Origin of the sequence: Umbribacter vaginalis (assembly GCA_001552935.1) — a bacterium.
In the GTDB taxonomy this organism is placed as follows: Bacteria; Actinomycetota; Coriobacteriia; order Coriobacteriales; family Eggerthellaceae; genus Berryella; species Berryella vaginalis.
Genome location: KQ959675.1, coordinates 1 through 17,228, shown reverse-complemented (window position 1 = coordinate 17,228; position 17,228 = coordinate 1). Strand labels below are relative to the sequence as shown.

The 17,228-nt window shown below is 40.2% G+C and carries 14 protein-coding genes; 7 read left to right on the top strand and 7 right to left on the bottom strand.

What is annotated here, in order from left to right:
- From HMPREF3190_RS00860 to HMPREF3190_RS00830, 7 genes are all read right to left on the bottom strand, one after another.
- Positions 1-1,612: DNA gyrase subunit B (locus HMPREF3190_RS00860; protein ID WP_066779357.1), on the bottom strand; the 1,612-nt coding region annotated here is incomplete at its 3' end.
- A gap of 157 nt (positions 1,613-1,769) precedes the next feature.
- A complete protein-coding gene (locus HMPREF3190_RS00855; RefSeq protein WP_066779354.1) occupies positions 1,770-2,297 on the bottom strand; it encodes a hypothetical protein in 528 nt (175 codons plus the stop codon).
- 115 nt (positions 2,298-2,412) lie between these two features.
- Complete coding sequence (gene recF, locus HMPREF3190_RS00850; protein WP_449675923.1) at positions 2,413-3,561, bottom strand: DNA replication/repair protein RecF; 1,149 nt, start codon at positions 3,559-3,561, stop codon at positions 2,413-2,415.
- A gap of 24 nt (positions 3,562-3,585) precedes the next feature.
- The gene (gene dnaN, locus HMPREF3190_RS00845) at positions 3,586-4,680 is read right to left on the bottom strand and encodes a DNA polymerase III subunit beta (protein ID WP_066779348.1); all 1,095 of its coding nucleotides are present in this window, start codon (positions 4,678-4,680) and stop codon (positions 3,586-3,588) included.
- Positions 4,681-5,087: 407 nt separating this feature from the next.
- Entirely contained in the window at positions 5,088-6,701 is a 1,614-nt protein-coding gene (gene dnaA, locus HMPREF3190_RS00840) for a chromosomal replication initiator protein DnaA (protein WP_066779347.1), read from the bottom strand.
- 2 nt (positions 6,702-6,703) lie between these two features.
- A complete protein-coding gene (locus tag HMPREF3190_RS00835) occupies positions 6,704-7,651 on the bottom strand; it encodes an ATP-binding protein (RefSeq protein WP_082715042.1) in 948 nt (315 codons plus the stop codon).
- 721 nt (positions 7,652-8,372) lie between these two features.
- Positions 8,373-9,596, bottom strand: coding sequence for a hypothetical protein (locus HMPREF3190_RS00830; protein WP_066779345.1), 1,224 nt, complete (start codon positions 9,594-9,596; stop codon positions 8,373-8,375).
- Positions 9,597-10,178: 582 nt separating this feature from the next.
- Between HMPREF3190_RS00830 and rpsF the strand changes: the two genes are divergently transcribed.
- The 7 genes from rpsF to HMPREF3190_RS00795 all read left to right on the top strand — a co-directional run.
- A complete protein-coding gene (gene rpsF, locus HMPREF3190_RS00825) occupies positions 10,179-10,472 on the top strand; it encodes a 30S ribosomal protein S6 (protein ID WP_066779342.1) in 294 nt (97 codons plus the stop codon).
- A gap of 48 nt (positions 10,473-10,520) precedes the next feature.
- Positions 10,521-10,985 carry a single-stranded DNA-binding protein gene (locus HMPREF3190_RS00820; protein ID WP_066779333.1) on the top strand — a complete coding sequence of 155 codons (465 nt, stop codon included), beginning with the start codon at positions 10,521-10,523 and terminating at the stop codon, positions 10,983-10,985.
- A 20-nt stretch (positions 10,986-11,005) separates the two neighbouring features.
- Positions 11,006-11,266 carry a 30S ribosomal protein S18 gene (rpsR, locus tag HMPREF3190_RS00815; protein WP_066779330.1) on the top strand — a complete coding sequence of 87 codons (261 nt, stop codon included), beginning with the start codon at positions 11,006-11,008 and terminating at the stop codon, positions 11,264-11,266.
- A 13-nt stretch (positions 11,267-11,279) separates the two neighbouring features.
- Positions 11,280-11,828 carry a 50S ribosomal protein L9 gene (gene rplI, locus HMPREF3190_RS00810; RefSeq protein ID WP_066779327.1) on the top strand — a complete coding sequence of 183 codons (549 nt, stop codon included), beginning with the start codon at positions 11,280-11,282 and terminating at the stop codon, positions 11,826-11,828.
- 243 nt (positions 11,829-12,071) lie between these two features.
- Positions 12,072-13,475 carry a replicative DNA helicase gene (dnaB, locus tag HMPREF3190_RS00805; protein WP_066779323.1) on the top strand — a complete coding sequence of 468 codons (1,404 nt, stop codon included), beginning with the start codon at positions 12,072-12,074 and terminating at the stop codon, positions 13,473-13,475.
- Positions 13,476-13,492: 17 nt separating this feature from the next.
- The gene (locus HMPREF3190_RS00800) at positions 13,493-14,812 is read left to right on the top strand and encodes a metallophosphoesterase family protein (protein WP_066779320.1); all 1,320 of its coding nucleotides are present in this window, start codon (positions 13,493-13,495) and stop codon (positions 14,810-14,812) included.
- Between the two features lie 112 nt (positions 14,813-14,924).
- On the top strand, positions 14,925-17,228 hold a 2,304-nt coding region (locus HMPREF3190_RS00795; protein ID WP_082715040.1), incomplete at its 3' end, for an AAA family ATPase.

Sequence of the window (17,228 nt, the reverse complement as noted above, 5' to 3'; positions counted from 1 at the left end):
AACCGCGGCTAATAAGTTCCGGCATATGACGATAGAAAAATGTCAAAAGCAAACAACGGATGTGTGCGCCGTCAACATCAGCATCGGTCATGATTACAATGCGATGATAACGCGCTTTGTCCGCGTCAAAGTCTTCTCCGATATTAGTTCCTATTGCAGTAATAAGTGAACTGATTGTTTCTGACGCAAGCGAGCGCGAGTAACCTGCACGCTCAACATTAAGAATTTTGCCGCGCAACGGTAAAATTGCCTGATGTTGGCGATCACGCGCCTGTTTAGCAGAGCCGCCTGCCGAGTCGCCCTCAACGATAAATATTTCAGAAAGTGAAGGATCTTTACTTGAACAATCTGCTAATTTCCCTGGTAGAGCAAAAGAATCAAGCACATTTTTGCGGCGCGTTAATTCACGTGCACGACGCGCTGCTTCACGTGCCTTCAACGCCTGCATTGCTTTATCGATAATAGCTTTGGCAGGAGCGGGGTTTTCTTCAAGAAATTCTGCTAATTTTTGTACAATCGCCGTTTGTACAAGTGAACGAATTTCCGTATTACCCAGTTTTGTTTTTGTTTGGCCTTCAAACTGCGGGTCATGCAGTTTCACAGAGATGACAGCCGCTAAACCTTCACGTGTATCATCACCTGTTAAATTAGGATCTTTATCTTTCAACAGGCCTTTTGCGCGGGCGTAATCGTTAATAGTGCGGGTAAGACCTTGCTTAAATCCCTCAAGATGCGTACCGCCTTCTGCGGTATTAATATTATTGGCAAACGCCATTACCGAATTATTGGAATACGATTTCGACCACTGCATCGCAACTTCAACCGAACCATCATCATTACTATCGCTAAAATAGAGTGGTTTATTAAGGGTTTCTTTTCCTTCATTAATATAGGTAACAAAATCAATAAGTCCCTGTTCAAAATGAAAAGATTCTGTTTTTGCGTATCTTTGTCCACTTGCTGCATCTTCAATTAGTACGCGCTCGTCAATCATTTCGATATGCAGGCCTTTTGTTAGAAATGCCATTTCACGAAAGCGTTCTTGAAGTGTTTGATAATCATACACACATGTTTCGGTAAAAATTGTGGGGTCAGGCCAGAAGGTCACTTTTGTACCCGTGTGCTCCGATGTTCCTATTTCATGCAGCTTTTCAACTGTTTTGCCACCTTCAAACGCTATTGCGTAACATTTACCATTACGCGACACTTCTACTTCAACGCGTTTTGAAAGTGCGTTAACAACTGAAATACCTACTCCGTGCAAGCCACCGGATACTTTATAGCCAGATCCACCAAATTTACCACCAGCATGCAAGATAGTAAGAACAACTTCAACAGTTGGAATTTGCTCTTTGGGATGTATATCAACAGGAATACCACGCCCATTATCAATAACAGTAACCGAATTATCAGGGTGAATAATAACCTGGATATGGTCACAATATCCAGCGAGCGCCTCGTCAACCGAGTTGTCAACCACTTCGTATACTAAATGATGTAAACCACGCGGCCCTGTAGAGCCAATATACATACCTGGTCGCTTACGAACAGCTTCTAACCCTTCAAGTACTTGAATAGCGGAAGAGTCATAATTATTTGCTGAATCTGCCACGATTTCACCCCTAACTGAATAAAGAAAATGAACTTATGCATCTCGCGAAATAGCCTTATATTGTGTAAGATTATTATACACGGTAGCAGGTATTTTTTTGCTTTCAAAATGCTTTATTTTCGATAATAAGGAACTATTTGATATTTATTTGATATTTTTATCGAATCCACTGTAAGATAGCGTCTTTAAGAGCTATTTGAAGCCGTTTATCATCTATTTTCGAAATCTGAACCAAACACGTATTATATTCCTCGGTTGTTAACATATCTTTTTCTCTATTGTAAAAGTCAGCAGAACGTTTGGTTGTGCTGGTTGTTTGTGATGTTTCAGTAAATGGATGCTTGTTTTTGTATGTTCCACGTGAAACGCTTATTCTTACCTGGTCTAATGTGAGATTTCCTAACTCTGAAAACAATAATGCTATAATCTCACGATGTGCATTTAACTCAGCAGCATAGATACTTTCATCAACAAAAATTGTACCTATTATTGCTCCATGTTCTTTTTTAACAATCACATTATTGGTATGATCAAGAATAAGTGTACTTGATTGCTTAAAGATGTGCTGAATCACATCTTTATAACAGCACTGAACGCGCGCAACGTATTGAAAATAAGCTGCTGATTTACTTTGGTTTACTAATATGGAAAGTTGACGATTAAATACCTCTTTTATTTGCTGCATCGTCTTTTCCTTTACGTTTATTTTTGTAACGCTGCACTGTCCACACTCCTGTAATTATATCGTATCACCTGCAAAGCGTGAATATTATTCAGCACCACCATATACGACGTATACACTATTTTTCTATATGAATTTCTTGGCAGTTACTGAGTTGTGAAAAATCAAAATCATTAACCGACGTTGTGGTAATAAAGCTTTGATATGGTTTATTTAAATACGTACACAAAAACTCTACCCTACTGCTGTCAAGTTCACTCATAACATCGTCAAGTAATAATAGCGGCTTAACATGTTTAACAGCTTCAATAAGTTCAAGTTCTGCTAACTTCCATGACAAAGCTAGCGAGCGTGCTTGGCCTTGGCTTGCAAATTGCTGAACAGGTATATTATCAATAAAAAGCATAATAGTGTCATGATGCGCACCAATTACACTACGGCCTGACAAACATTCCGTATGAGTGTGTGTTTCAAGTTGTTGATAGGTTACTTTTAAAAGGTTATCTATAGTGGGTTCAAAAGAAGAACAAGGAGAGTTGTCTACACCTATACTCATAGGTGAGGCTAACGAGTCGGGTTGCCATGAATACGCATAACAAGCACTACATATTTCCTCACCTGAACTAAAACTATTATAAAACTTCGCTATATAGGGGAGTAATGATTGAAACAACCGGTAGCGTTGATAACTCAAGTGTGCTGAACATAAACCAAATGTTTCGTTTGTAGCTTGCAAGTAGCTTTGCGTACATCCCTGTTTAAGAAGGCTTTTTTTATAAGTAAGGATTTTTTCAAAGTCGCGTTTTACCTGGTAATAAGAGTGTGATAATTGCCCGCCAAGAACATCAAGTGTATCTCTTTTTAGTTTTGACGCATTTTGTACAAGAGCTAAATCGCTTGGTGAAAAAACAACTGCTGGCACCAACCCTTTTAAGTGAGCAACAGACTTTTTCTTCGTGTTTAGTGTGTACTTTTTACTCTCTGAATCTGCATTGAGAGCTATTGTTAGATGGCGTTCGCCAAGCTCAAAACACGCTTCAATATATGCTTGTTGTTGTTGAAAACGCACCAATTCACTTAATTTGGGGTGGCGAAACGAACTAAGCGCAGACAAAAGATATATAGCTTCAAGTACGTTTGTTTTCCCAGCACCATTTTTACCAGTAAGCACTGATGTATTAGTAGAAAATTCAAACGTTTTACTTGTATAGTTCCTAAACTCACGCAGAGTAAGTGATGAAAGTTTGGTGTCGGGTGTTTGGTCCATGCCTACCATATCTTATATGCCATATTAACGAATACGAACAGGCATCGCGATAAAGATATACGTATCACTTTCACTATCACGCAAAATGCCTGGCTTAGTATCCTGTGATAATTGGAATACAATTTCATTACCAGGACATGATGAAATACCAGGTAAAAGGAACGTGTTATTAAAACCAATAGTAAGCGAATTCCCATCAATGGACGCTTTAATACATTCGGTAATCTTTCCTTGTTCATCTGATGCTGTAAGCGTAATACTTTGATCGGTTGTATTAAATTCAAAAACAATAGGTGTTGTTTCTTTTTTAAGAAGTGACGTGCGCTTAAGCGCATTGAGTAATTCATCACGATTAACTCTTACCGTAGTAGATACTTCAGCAGCAGTAAAAGGACTAATATCTACCGGTAAAATATCAAGTTTTTGACCAACAATAACTGTATCCCCGCATGTAAATGTAACATTGCTCTCAAAAACAGAAAGTGTAATTGGTAGGTTATTTGCGGGAAGTGCCGTGATGGTTTGTAAAAGCTCAACAGGAAGTGAAAATTGCTGTTCAGGAACACTGTTTTCAGTTGTATACGAGCAAACCATTACGCGATAATTATCCATTGATTGTATGGTAAACATGTTATCTTTTATATGAAGAGCTACTGAACTGCCATATGAAGCTTCGCTTCTTTTTAATCCTAAACTTAATACATGTTTGCCTAATTGCTGCAGTACCGAAAGAGGTAATTGTATCGATACACCATTTTCAAAATAAGGAAATTGTGGTAAATCGTTTTGGCTAAGACAAATAAGCGAAAAAGAAGTTGAACCACAATGCACAACAACGTGATTATCAACAAGTTCAAATTGAGCAACATTTTCAGGTAAATTACGAATAAAGGCAGCAAATACACGACCTGGAATTGCTACATCACCACCCTCTTCAACAAGAGCATTGACGCTTGTTTTGATTGAAATCGTTAGATTGGTTGCTTCAAGTTTAAGGGAATCCTGAAGTGCTGTAAGATGAACGCAGGCAAGGGTTGGTTGTGTAGAGTCACTTCCTACAGCAAGCATAACTGCTGAGAGTGCCTGGGTTAAAGTATTTTTATCAACGCTAAATTTCATAGCACCCTCCTTGAGTACACGTGTTGAGTTAGCTAACAGAATAGAGCTTATCTCCGAAAAATCAAACAGCTTCTTTTTACTCGTAAATACCTTATTTTTATATTATATTTTTGTCTATAAAAAGAAATAATAATACATAATAAGCTTGGTTGAATTGTGGAAAGACGAAGAAAGTACTGTTAGCTCTCTGAGTTATTGTTTTAAAGATATGTTGAAACATATAGGAATATTTTTGAAAACTTTACACGTATAATTCTTTTCCACATGGAGTGGCTAAGTTTGCACCGTCTTTTAACGAACTTTTTTCATTGCTGTATTCGCGATATCTCCATAAATATAATGCTTACTTACTTCGTTTAAGCAACTAAGCATTCATACTGTGTCGATATACTTTTACGCAGTGAACTTTACTTTTCTCGTATAAGTTTTTGTATCAACTCTATCTCTTCTTGGACTTCTCTACTTTTTTCAAGGCGATCTTCTATACTTTTTACGGCATAAATGATAGTAGCGTGGTCACGACCACCAAACGACTCTCCCACAAGAGCAAACGGTATATCAAGCATTTCGCGACATAAATAGATAGCAATTTGACGTGGATATGATATATCACGTGATCGTTTTGCTCCGATAAGATCGTCATGCTTCACTTTATAGTAATCTTCAACCACTTCTTGAATAGCTTTAACGGTAAGCTGACGCATTGCCCCACCAGAAAAATGATTTTCTAGTAGTTTACGAACTGTTGTGAGCGTAAGTGCATCATCGCCGAAAATTTTAATCTGAGAAATAACTTTCGTGATGGCAGATTTTAATTCGCGAATATTGGAGCCAGAATTCTCTGCTATATACATTTCTATCTCTTCGGGTACCACAATGGTATGTGGTACGGCTATGCGATTGTATTCACGAATAAAGTTTCTAATAATACTAAGCTTCGTTTCAATCTCAGGTGGTTGAATATCAACAGTTCCTCCAGAATTAAAGCGAGAGTAGTAGCGCTCATCAATATCAATATTTTTTGGAGCACGATCAGCAGAAAGAATGATTTGCATGCCTTTTTCGATGCGCGTGTTGATGATTTGGAACAAAATCTCAAGCGTTTGCTTTTTACCTTGTAATAGTTGCACATCGTCAATAAGTAATACGTCAACATTTTCATATGCGTTTTGAAAGTCGCGAAATGTATGTTTCGATTTGTCATGTGCCATACTTGCTTCAATAAATTCATTTAAAAACGATGACGCATCTTTATAAAGCCTGGTGTAATGCGGTAAATTTACGCGAATGTAATCTTCTATTGCGCGTACGAGATGTGTTTTCCCAAGACCTGATTTTCCGTAGATAAAAAGCGGGTTTAATGATCGATTACCAGGATTACCTGCAACTTCAATAGACATGGAATACGCCATTCTATTAGAGTCACCGATTACAAAATTTTCAAAGGTATATGCACTTTCAATACCCGTATGCTCACTTGGAACTGGCGTAGAAGCTGAGTCGTATGATGAAGTGCTAACGGTTTTAATTTCACTATCCATAGAGAGAATATGGTTGGTTTGCATAGTGTCTTTTTTTTCAGGCGAAACAGTTTGTACTGTGGATGTGTTATCCGTCAATTGCGAACCCGCTGGTTTTTTCGTGTCGCCATGTTCGCCAGATGTTTTACAAACCTCAGTCGTTTCATGCGTGCCGGTTACTTCTTGTGGATGCACTCCTAAATTATCGTTGCGAACTGTGGTATTGGTTGCAGCATTTTGAATTTCTACCAAGCGTATTGATATTGTTGGGTTGCATTGGTACATCTTTTGCAAGGTGCTTGCGATATAACCAACAAAATTGCACTCAATCCAGCTTTTAACAAATGCGTTGCTGGTTGATAGTATTACTTCTTCTGCTGATATAAGTTTTGGTTCAAGTTGTGTAAAAAACGCATCGAATTGCCCATCACTGATATAGTGTTGCGCACGAAGGGTGCTGCAAAGCTGTATCCACTGTTCATGTAGTTGAAAATCATCCATTATTATTCCTTTGCTGCGTCAAAATGATGAGCAACTTGAGTTCCATAAGCGGTTAAAACACGCTTTTTTGTGCCTTTAGGCTGTTCGATTAAATTTAAATCGAGGAGCTTTTGAAATGTTGCGTGTACTGTCGAAGGTGCGGCATCGGTATATTGTGCCATTTCAGTAATACCCAGCGCTCCTTCTACTAAAAACACATGTAAAAAGGTGATTTCACGCTCAGTTAGTATAGGTATTTGGAGTGTGGGAGCACTATTTTGCGGTGTGTTTGTAATATTTAAAGCTCGTCGTAATGCTGTTTCGTCTTGATTTTCTTCACTTGTTAAACTAATAGTAACTACCGCACCTGCGTTAATATTACTTTCAATAACGACACTGCCATGTTCACTTTCAAAATACTCTTTTACGATAGGTAATCCAGAACCCACTCCGCGTATAAACCGCTTCATTGATGATGTAGCAGATGAAAAACCAGGAAGCTGCGCTTTTGCAACATCACTAATACCTGGTCCTTGATCGGCGAATCGAATAGTATTGCCTTTATCGAGAATAGAAATAACAACTTCACTAAATTGAGCATGAATGAAATTTTCTGAAACTTCCTGAATTACGGTAAACGGAATACTACCTCCGAGTTCTTTGGCTGAAAGATATGTTTGTGACGCTAAGGCAGCAATATAATCTTGTGTTTGCGCTGGTTGAATTTGGATAGTGCGAGGGGCAGAGCGCAAATTGTCATACACCGCAATGGTAGATATGCGTGAAACATAATCGTATGGATCGCGCAATGATTCTGATGAAGATGGAAGGGTAGTAGCGTTTTCGTGTGTGTGAGAGAACTGAGTACTAGCGTCTGAAACTGCATGTGACGATACGTATGGTGCTGAGGAGGGAGCATAACTGTGCAGCGTAGTATTCGTTTGAGTGTGGGGAGTAAGCTCGTTGTTCATACCTCGTCACTTTCATACTTGTAAAAGTTTTCAACACACGTATTGTACCTTGTTCAGCTTTTTTCATGCAGATATTCCAACTTTTTCTCGAAAATTCTTCTTAAAAGCAAGAATAAGGGTATTTTCTCAATAGATTTCAGCTATTTTCCTTATTTTTCTTATATTCAACTGGTGTTTTTATGAGTTTTCCATAATTTATAAACAAATTGTGAAAAACGTTGAAAGCTAATATCGGAAAAGTTCAAAATTTTCCAAATTTCTCCTTGCACGTTGATAATTTTATGGTATATAACGCGCTTTGATTATAATCTTGATGATTTTTCTCTTGTATCGTATTTCATCTTAATGATAAGGAAAAACAGGAAAACATATTATTCGCTTTTATTATTTTTACAATAAAATACCAGATAAATAGTATTAACTTATTATTCAACAAGTTCACACTATGATTTAATAATTCTTTGGTTTACTGCTTGACAAACGTTTTAAATAGGTTTCTGTTACCCGTTTCTTACATCGTGCATAAAGTTTTCAACATTTTCCACAATATAGCATGTTAAAAGTTGAAAGGAGAATGGTTGGTATTCACACATGCGTATTTTCTTGTAACAAGGTGGCACGTGTAATACAGCTACCTATGAATACTGCACTCTCATAGGTAGCCGCTCGTTGTTATGCCGGTGTTTGTTACGCTAAGAAGAGCATTTTTGTATGTTGTTGCCTAATCTGTTGGCGTATTTGGGTTGAAAAATTTCATTTTGCTTGCTTGTTGGCAGAGGTGTTTTATATGCGCTGTTGACAAGTATTTATGTTTTAAATCCGCAAAACCAACAGATTCTAATAACGTGTCTGAATCGGCAGTTCTATGCGATAAAATCCACCATTTATTTTCGACGCAAACACTTGTCATCGTGGTAAGTTCATGAATAATGCAAGAACAAGGGAGCGTACTAATTAATGACAATGTTTTAACAATAATACGATCAATATAACTTGCTAAAAAATACGCTTCAACATGAGCGTCAGACCAGTTCTCTTCTTTGTATGCAGGTGTTAAACAATCTATATGTTGATGCGTTTCCCTCATAAGCCAACGAATTGAGATCTCGCTTTGGGAATGTGGGAAAAGATACAATTTTGACACTTCTTCGCTTGCCAACATTTCATTAAGAGCACTCTGCAGATCGCTTTCATTATGTGTATCACCAGAAAAGCGCCGATAAACAAAGGGTAACCCGTGTGCATCCGACAACAGCGCCATTTTTACACATTGGCACTTTGTAGCTTTGTTATTAGTTATGCCATCAATATCATACGAATTGAGAGGTGTCTCATAATAAAAATTAATAATATTAAAGTAAATACTTGCAAAATCAAACCACTTACATTCTTGCATTACGCGATTGATATGCATACAGAGATGTTCCTTTGTTTCTACCAATGTATCGAGTGCGTGAGATATATCTTGTTCTTGAAACATACTTTGAATGAAATAGAGTTCTTTGTTTTCCCATATTGGGCATAAGGAATAGTGATTGCATACGCGATCAATAACAAGCAATTTTAAGACGGCGCTTACGTTGAGAGGAATTTTATGCTTATGAGTAAAGTTTTTGATGTTTGTGTCAATACCCAACGCTGCATATACCGACAAAGGAATTATACTTCCAATGTTTTTCTGATTACTAGTATTTCTATCAATGCGTTGAGCTGGATGAATACAGATATCAACCTTATATAAAGGGAACTTAAACTCTTCTTCACAACGCTTTACTTGTGAATCTGCCCACGTATCAACATCGGGGTGTGTTTTGATGAGATCTTCTAAGTTTCCAAGTGTTTCAATAGTGTAGTGGCGAACACGGCGGGCTTTGTTATCCCAACAATCCTGCATAACTGAAAGTTGTGTTTTCCCATTGGTGCGGCGACTCTTTTTTAAGTACATAGAGACTCCTTATGTTCACAGTATTACCTTTGAATATGTAGTTTTGAGCTCGTAAAGTACTACCTTAAGGTGCCGCACCCTGATAGCAAAGAATACTCCAAGCATAAAAGATATGCAAAAAAATCAGCTTATTGGTTAAAAATGAGGGATAAACGTGTATTCGACAAAGGACCAACATGGATTGAACGCAGGATATAAGGCCACCAATGAAAGTGCTGGTTTGTTGCACAAGAGAGATGGTCTTTCTGATACATGTTCCTGTCATGAACTAATGAGCGCAGATAATGTGTGACAAAGAGGAAAAAATCGAATAACCGCCACACCTTTTTAAAACATAAAAATTGATATTTATTCATCATTTTTGCCGTATTTTTACAACATTCTTCTGCAATAATATAGGTAAGGTCGGCGTGATCGATATGCTTACCACTACTGCTGAATGCATGCAGATAGTATGAAGACTGGGCAACAGATGTACCTACACGAAGTATCGGTAGGGAAATCTGGTAAACTTCTCTGATGTTTCCTGCCTCGGTGTTAACGATCACCGCCCGAGGCCGATTGTCCAGAGGAGGTGAGCTGATGAAAGCTTATGAATTATTGTTTTTTGTTGCACCTACGATCGATGAAGAAAATCGTATTGCAACCATGAAACGTATCGAAACAACCATTGCAGAAAGCAACGGCGTTATCGATAATGTTGATGAATGGGGCAAACGTAAACTTGCCTATGAAATCAATGGTCTGAATGAGGGATCTTATACTCTCATCGATTTTCACACCGACCCACAAAATATTGCTGAGCTTGATCGTGTGCTGCGTATCAACGATTTCGTTGAGCGTCATATGATTGTTGCTCGCAGCGATCGAGATTAATACAACGTGATCTCGCTATGCAATACCGCATCGTGGAAGAGGTAGAAAATGAGCATCAACCGAGTTATTTTGTCTGGTAATTTAACCCGTACACCAGAACTGAGATCAACAGCCAATGGGTCGAGTGTTTTGGGGTTTGGGATAGCGGTAAATGACAGACGCAAAAATCCTCAAACAGGAGAATGGGAAGATTTCCCGAATTTTATTGACTGTACGGTATTCGGCCCCCGTGCTGAAGGATTAAGTCACTGCCTTGATAAAGGATCAAAAATTTCCCTCGAAGGGAAATTACGCTGGAGTCAATGGGAACGTGACGGTCAACGCCGTAGCAAGTTGGAAGTTATTGTTGATGAAATTGAGCTTATGAGCACGCGGGGTGGCCAAAATTTTGCCGCCAACGATCACGCGTCAGCTGATGCTGGTTCATATAGCCAACCATATAACGCACCTTCTACACCTGCTGCACCCCCTGCTGTTGACCCCTCTTCATATAACGCCGATTTGCCGTTTTAGTATTGAAAAGAGGTACACCGATGGCTGAGTTTACAAGACAGCCCCGTCGTAAGTACTGTCAGTTTTGCAAAGACAAAACAGAGTACATCGACTATAAAGATACGCAGCTTTTGCGCAAGTATGTAACCGATCGTGGAAAAATTAAACCTCGTCGCGTAACAGGCGCATGTACACAACATCAGCGCGATATTGCATGTGCTGTGAAACGAGCACGTGAAATGGCGCTTATGCCGTATGCTGTACCCGCTATAAGCGGCCGCGGCGATCGTCGTAATCGCTAGGAAGGGGTAGAAGATGAAAGTTATTTTACTCAAAGAACTTCCTGGTAAAGGCGGCGAGGGCGACATTATTGATGTTGCCCGTGGGTTTGCAAACAACTACTTGCTTACGCAGGGATTTGCTGTATTAGCAACTCCAGGTAACTTAAAGCAGTTAGAAAATCGCCGCAAGAACATTGCTAAGCGCGAAGAAGAGCGTCTTGCGCAGGCGAATGCTACCAAAGCAGCTCTTGAAGATGCAAAAGTGGAAATTGCCGCTAAAATTGGTGAAGAGGGTCAGTTATTCGGCTCTATTACATCAACGATGATTGCACAAGCGATTAAAGATACAAAAGATCTTGACATTGATCGTCGCCGCATTGAAATCCGTAAGGCAATTAAAACCGCAGGAGCGCATGAAGTTCATGTATCACTCTATCGTGGTATTTCTGCAACCGTGCAGGTTCATGTTGTTGACGCTGCCGCACCAGAAAAAACAGATGATACTACAGCAGATGCTAACGCTGAACATACAGCCGAGACACAAGATACAACAACTCAGGCTGAGGAGTCCGCTGTTCAGTAACATTATCGCGCGTTCGTTGTGCCATTGTTATATTGGTTAATGTGATGGCAGAACGACAGCTTAAGCGTTTGTGTAGACACAAACCCTCTTATTGCTCTTATTGTCCAGTATACCGATGGTTATACTGCAGTTATGGGGCTATAAGGGGGTTTTACTTTTCTATTTTTTTGTTTAAGCTCAATGCTTTGCGGCGCCGGCGGAACAGTATGCGATACACTACAAAAGAAGAGAAATGGAGTGTTTATGGTCGTACCGTCAAATATCAACCAAGATGCACAATTTACCAGTTCAGACTTTTCAACACGCCACCTTCCGCAAGACATTGAAGCAGAGAAGTCGGTGCTGGCAGCTTGTTTACTTGACCAAACCGCACGCGTTGATATTTTGCCACTTCTCCACGCGAAATATTTTTATTCGCAATCACATGCGATTATATTTCAAGCCATTTTTGACATGGACCAATCAAATACTCCTCTTGATACCATTTCGCTTGCTGACCATCTGCGCGCTGAAGGAACATTGAGTAAAATAGGTGGTCGTGAATATTTGCTTGAATTGGCTGATAACACATTTGCCATCACAAATTGGCAACACCATGCTCATATCGTTAAGCGTACCGCTATTTTGCGTGAGCTCATTATGGCATGTACAAAAATTTCTGCATATGCATATAACACGCCTGATAATTTAAATGAAGTTGTAGAAGTATGCGAAAAAACACTCCTTGATGTTACCGAACAAAAGGTATCTTCATCGTTTAAAAATATCAGCACTTTGTTGAGCGAGGCATTTGAACAGCTTACTGAACAGTCGAAAGAGAAAAACGCTATTGTCGGCGTGCCATCGGGGTTTGCCGATATTGACAAGCTATTTCATGGGTTTCGTGGTGGAGACCTTATTATTCTCGCAGCACGCCCCGGCGTTGGTAAAACATCGTTTGCGCTTAACATTGCAACTAATGCTGTAAAAGCTGGCTTTCCTGTAATATTTTTCTCACTAGAAATGAGTGACGTTCAATTAGTGCAACGTATTATGTGTTCAGAAGCTCAAGTATCGCTTTCAAAAGTTCGTAGCGGAGATGTGGGTGCTCATGATTGGAGCGCGCTGTTAGAAGCGGTAAATAGACTATCTGAGACAAAGCTTTACATAGACGATACGCCTGGCTTATCAATTTTAGAAGCGCGCGCCAAAGCACGTCGTCAATTCCGCAACATAAACAAACAAGGACTTATTATCGTTGACTATTTGCAGCTGATGAACCCGTCAAGTAATCGGCGTGACGGCAATCGTGCTGTTGAAGTTGCAGAAATTTCCCGTGGTTTGAAAATTCTTGCTAAAGAGATGGATATGCCTGTGTTGGCTCTCTCTCAGTTATCACGTGCAGTAGAACAGCGCCAACACAAACGTCCGCAACTATCCGACCTGCGAGAATCAGGCTCAATTGAGCAAGATGCCGATATTGTTATGTTTATCGATCGCTCAACAAACGATTTGGAGGCAGAAGAGGAATCGCGCCCTCGCAAAGGCACCGCAGAACTTATCGTTGCAAAACACCGCAATGGTCCGCAGCGCGACATCACACTTGCCTTTAACGCAGAGTTTACACGTTTTGGTAATTTTATTTCAGACGATGCTTACCACGAATAAACAAAGGGGTGTGAATAGTGGATAGTTCAATTCGCTTTCTTCATACTGCCGATTTACATATTGGGCGCCCTTTTACTGGCATATGTGAACTTGATTCCTTGTGGCGCGAGCGTATTGTGAATGCCACGCGTAGTGCTTTTGATACGTTGTGTGATTATGCTATCAAGAACAAAGTCGATTTTGTGCTGGTATCAGGAGACGTGTTTGATACGGTATCGGCAGAATATAGCAGTTATGCTCTGTTTTTTGACGGACTTAAACGCCTTTCACACGAAAGTATTCATACGTATATTTGCGCTGGCAATCACGACCCATATTCGTCGTGGAAACCCTCGTTTTTTTCTGAATCTGCCTTTATTCACATAATGGAAGCCAAGCAACCGTCGTATTTTGTACACTATCGCAACGGTCAGCCACTGTGTTATATAGCTGGTCGAAGCTACAAAACAAATGCATGGGATTCAATCGAACCTATTATCAATGGATTAATGTATCAAGAAATTAAACAGAACGCTTGCGCAACGAGCAGCGAGTGCGCAACGTGTATAGAAGAAAACATACCTGCAATTGCTTTGGTGCATACGTCTCTTAACAAGGGAGAAAGTCAGCGTTATGCACCGCTAAAAATAACGCAACTACAAGCAAGTGGCGTGTCGTATTGGGCTCTTGGTCACATACATGCTTTTGAATGTTTCTCAAATGATCACGGTGTTTTTGCTGCATTTCCAGGCTGTTTACAGGGAGGGGATATTGGTGAGTGCGGAGACAAAGGCTTTGTTGATGTGACGATGCCTTATCCTCAGTATGTGCCTCACGTAACATTTGTTCCTGCTTCTCCGTTGTGTTGGGAAGAATGTATGCTTGACGTAACACACTGTGAAACATTAGATGCTGTGCAACAATGCGTGGAAGATGCTTGCACATGCAGTTTGTCGCAACACAGGAGTGATTATCTGGTAGCTCGTGTTTGTTTAACAGGAATAACGCCTCTTTATAAGGAGCTTAATTCGCTGGCAACACGTAAGGCTCTACGTGAAGAAATTAACCGTCATATGGCTGGTGTATTGGTATTTGAGCTTGTCAATAAAACAATTTTGGAAAAAGGCGATATTCTTGCGCCGAGCCATGATACGTTTTTGTATTATCTTGTTCAAAAAGCAGATGCACTTGCCGAGACGCCCGATGACGTGCGTTCAACACTCAAAGCATGGTGTGAAGATAAAGATGATGCAACGATATTTACAAGCTATCTTGATTCATGCACTGACCAAGAACTAAAAGAGCTTATAAGCGCAGCAAAAGATCAGGTAGTACGCAACTTATTATATCCTGCATAAGGAGTGTGAGCGACCTATAAGCTTTGCTTCTTGCTTGTGTGCGGTTGACTCATTGCTTGAGTTACTTACAAAATACGCGTTTAGTATGCGATGAAGTGTTCGGGAGTTGTTTATGCCATATTTTTTGAAGAAAATTTATATGCAGAGCTTTGGTATCTTTAATAAAGCAACGCTTGATGATCTTCAGCCAGGATTAAATATTATTTATGCTCCTAATGAGGCAGGAAAATCAACACTTTGCGCATTTATCCTGGGTGTATTATTTGGGTGGCCTGTAAAGTCGAGCAAAGTAAATTCATATAATATGCCTGGCTGTAAACAGCAAGGAACGCTGACGTTTGAGCAGCGCCCATCAAAGCAAGCAAACTCTCCCTTAACATCATTACAAGAGGCAAAACGACTGGTACATACCGATAACACAGCTATCTTTGAGACTTCGTTAGATGTTTCACGTGAAACATCGTTGGTATTGCCAGACAATAACCACTCCGCGCACGTTATGAGAATGCGCGTTATTACACGAGGGCATACCAAAAATAAAGAAGAACAAGATGCGATTGACAGTATTTTACAAGGCGTTTCTAAAGAATTGTACGAATCAACGTTTTTTATAACACAAGAGAGTGTTCAAGCTATGCTCCACACTGCCGATGTAGCTGCAGCTTTGCTAACTGCATCAACGGGTACCTATATCAATCCGAATACGCTTCTTAACAGGTATGACACAGAAGAGGGTAATTTCTTTAGGAAAGCTGCAGAAGTGCCTTATTCATTTCCAAACATCAATACCCGTATCGCCGAGCGCCAACATGAGTATCAAGCGTGTTTCGAAATGTCACAAGCTCAGTATGGCGCCAATGAACTGTTAGCTCGCGTACAGGATGAGCAGCGCCGTGTCCTCGTTCGCATAAAGCATTTAGCTGATCAGGGGAAACAAATCGAGCGCGCCAAAGAGGAACTTAATCGTTTAATGGGTATAGTAACGCACTGTGATGAAGAACTCGCAAAACACCGCAGTGCACAGGATGCCTGCAGGGTAGAGGAAGCACGCTTACAGACACTTCCGTATTACGGTCTTGTAAGAGCGCGTGTGCAAGCGGGGGATTTACGAGAGTTGCAGGCCGCACTTAAAGAGCACGTAGCACATGCACAGAAAATATACGAAATGAAAGAAGATGCGTATCACCGTGCATGTGAGCGTGTAAATGTATTGCCCCGCTCTATGTCTTCAACACGTGATGATACCGCAACACGCTCACGTGAAAACTTATCACAAGATCATTTATTGCGTCCGGAACAGTATGTCCGCTGCTATAGGCGTTACTGTGCACCAACGAGTGCATTGTTTGGGTTACTTGCGGGAGTAATTCTTGCTTCGTTGCTTGCTGTGTTCACACGCGGTACTTCCCTACTTTTTGTGAGCGTCTTAAGTTTATTGACTGCTGTTGTGGTTGCAATATTGTTGTTTACATGGCAAAACATACGTCTCGAGCGTACATTAACCAAGTATTATGATCGTGCGTATGCGTATCAATGCATAGAATGTGCCGCTGCGCTGCTACCAGGCTTTTCTGACGCACCATATCCACCTGTGAGTGTCAGTTCTTTTGTGAGTTTGTTGCAATCATCAGAACATTCATCGTGTGATGAAAATGATTTTTCCGACATTCAAAAAACGTACCAGGAGTATGAAAGCGCATATAATAATTATCTTTCGGTACGAGGAAACGCCCGCAGCGCACTTCTTAAGGCAGGTATACCAGATACCGTTGGCTCGTTTGAAGATATGTGTGCTTTTGGGGACGAATATGTTCGTTATGTTCGCGATTTGCATGCTGTTGAAGAAAAAAAGGCTGCGCTTCAAGAGGAATACCACGCGCGTTGCGCAGAACAAGATGCGACACTTGAGAACATTAACCAGCAAACAGAAGAGCTCTACGTTGCTGCAAAAGAGGTATTTAAGTACCTGAAACAGAACGTGAATACTCAAGAGGCTACTACAAAACATGTAACCGCTAACACAAATGACACTCAGCTTATACATGATATTGCCACACTTGAAAACCAAAACCGTAATGTGGTCGAGGCAGTTGTTTGTGCGTATAGCTCTCTTGAACAGTATGCACCTATTAAAGAAAAATCAGCTGCTTCCAGTACACAAACACTCCACAACGCTCGCGTTGTAAGCGATATATTCGATACCTGGAAAGAAGCATATAATAAATATGCTATGGAGCTATCGCGTTTACAAGCGCGTCTTGAAGCGCGTTGCAACAGTGGCCATACTAATCATAATCAAAGTATCGCAGAACAGGAAATTCGGTGCTTGCAGGCACAAAAGCTACAATCGTGTGAACGCTTAATTGAAGTGATGGCGCGGAAATTGTTGTTGCAACAAGCGCTTGACGCATGGAAT